Source organism: Halorubrum sp. AJ67, assembly GCF_000513435.1.
Window position 1 is genome coordinate 199,010 of record NZ_CBVY010000008.1, and the last position, 2,178, is coordinate 201,187.

Consider the following 2,178-nt stretch of genomic DNA (forward strand, 5'->3'; position numbering starts at 1 on the left):
TGCGCGAGCGCGAGGCCGATCTCGGAGAGCGTCCCGCCCGCCCCGTCGACGGCGACCGCGGCGTCGCCGTTCATCACGACCAAGCCGTTGCGCGCGTGGCCGAGTCCCGTCGCGATCGGCGTCGTGACGTGCTTGTTCGCGTCGCCCCGTCTCTCCGTCGGGAGGATTCCGACCGTCTCGCCGTCTGCCTCCCGCGCGCCGCGACAGACCGCCTCCATGACGCCGCCGAGACCGCCGCAGACGACGGTGTGACCGCGTTCCGCGAGTCGTTTCCCGAGTTCCTCCGCGACCGCCGCGGTCTCGGGGCCGATCGAACTCCCGCCGATGACGCTGACGCGCATGAGCGGGCCCACGCACCGGCGGCCGGTAAACCGTCCGAATCCGGCGTTCGACGGCCACAGAACACCTCGTCGTCGTTTTCGCCGGTTCTCGACGTCGAGAACCCCACTGAAACGCTTATCCCTTCCCGCCGTGAACGGAAGCTATGACGTACGATACCGTCGTGTTCGACAACGACGGTGTCCTCGTGGGCCGCACGCGCTTCGACGTGCTCCGGGATGCGACCCGGAACGCGTTCGAGGAGTGCGGCGTCGAGGAGCCCGATCCGGACGACGTAGAGCAGATGACCATCGGTGCGACCCCCGGCAGCGTCGGCACCGTCTGTCAGACGTACGACCTCGATCCGGGGTCGTTCTGGCGAACGCGCGACGACGTGGTGTCGCGGGCCCAACAGCAGGAGGCCCGCGAGGGACGCAAGACCCCGTACGACGACCTCGACGAGCTTCAGGACCTCGACGTCGAGATGGGGATCGTCTCCTCGAACCAGCAGGCGACCGTCGACTTCCTCGTCGACCACTTCGACGGGTTCGAGCGGATGGGAGCCGCGTACGGCCGCGAGCCGACGATCCACTCGCTCCAGCTCCGCAAGCCGAACCCCACTACATCGAGCAGGCACTCGGCGACCTTGACGCGGGCAACGCGCTGTTCGTCGGCGACAACGAGTCCGACGTCCGCGCGGCCGAGAACGCGGGAATCGACTCCGCGTTCATCCGCCGGCCGCACCGCCGCGACTGGGAGCTGAACGTCTGGCCGACCTGGGAGATCGAGAACCTCTCGGACCTCCACGACATCGTGGAGTGAGCCGCGGTGAGCGGTGAGGCGTCGCGCTCGCGGTGGACCACACCGCACCTCGCGCCTCCCCAGCCTCGCGGTTCGCGCTCTCCGAGCGCTCACCGCTCTCTCGCGCGGCGCTCTCGTCGGCGGCTTCGCCGCCGGCTGTCAGAGAGACCTCCGGTCTCTCCCTACTCGCGCCGTTAAGAGGGCGCTCGGAGGCGCGCGCCACCGCCTTCTCGTCGTCGCGACGATGAAGCGTTTAAATTCGATGCCGCGTAACTCGCTCTCGTGACCGACTCGCCCCCGTGGGCCGACCTCTTCGGCCACCCCGAACCCTACCCCGAGCAGGCCGACGGCATCGACGCCGCCATCGACGCCGCCGAGGACGGCGGCTTCCTCGCCTTAGAGGGTGCCTGCGGGACGGGCAAGACGATGCTCGCGCTCACCGCCGGACTCGACCGCGTCCGCGATCCGGAGTCCGACTTCGAGCGCGTCTTCGTCCTCACCAGCGTCAAACAGCAGCTGCGCCAGTTCGAGACGGACCTGCAGACGATAAACGACGACTTCCCGAGCGACTACGACCCCGTCTCCGGGCTTACCCTCGTCGGGAAGGCCGACGTCTGCCCGTACGCCCGGGAAAATCGCGGCGGGATCGACCGCGAGAACGTCTACGAGCGCTGCGAGGGGCTCCGCGAGCGAACCCGAAACCTCGTCGGCGACGGCGGGGCGACGACGACCTCGAACCTCGTGAGCGAGGCGCGGAGCCAGCAGGTCGGCCTGATGGACTCCGGGAACGCCCCCGACTCCGACGGCGCGGCCGACTACCTCTCCGTCGACGGCGAGCCGACCCGTACCGGCCGGACACCGAGGAGTACGACGGGACCGAGTTCTCGTCCCTTTTATGCCGCTTCCTCGACGACCTCCCGGAGGACGGCGACCCCGCCGAGGCGGTCCCGTTCGACGTGACCGAACTCGGCCACGTCGACGCCGACGAACTCGTCCGGCTCGCGGCGGGCCACGGCTCGTGTCCCCACTCGATCATGGGCGCGCTCGTCCCGGAGGTCG

At 69.5% G+C, this 2,178-nt stretch carries 1 protein-coding gene and 2 pseudogenes; 2 read left to right on the forward strand and 1 reads right to left on the reverse strand.

The features are described 5' to 3' along the window. The coding region (locus BN903_RS15880; protein ID WP_195155766.1) for a TIGR00725 family protein at positions 1–341 on the reverse strand (341 nt) is incomplete at its 3' end. Positions 342–484: 143 nt separating this feature from the next. Between BN903_RS15880 and BN903_RS09010 the strand changes: the two are divergent. Further along, a pseudogene (locus BN903_RS09010) lies at positions 485–1,140 on the forward strand (HAD family hydrolase). A 261-nt stretch (positions 1,141–1,401) separates the two neighbouring features. Beyond that, positions 1,402–2,178 (forward strand): annotated as a pseudogene (locus BN903_RS09015) (ATP-dependent DNA helicase); the annotation flags it as partial.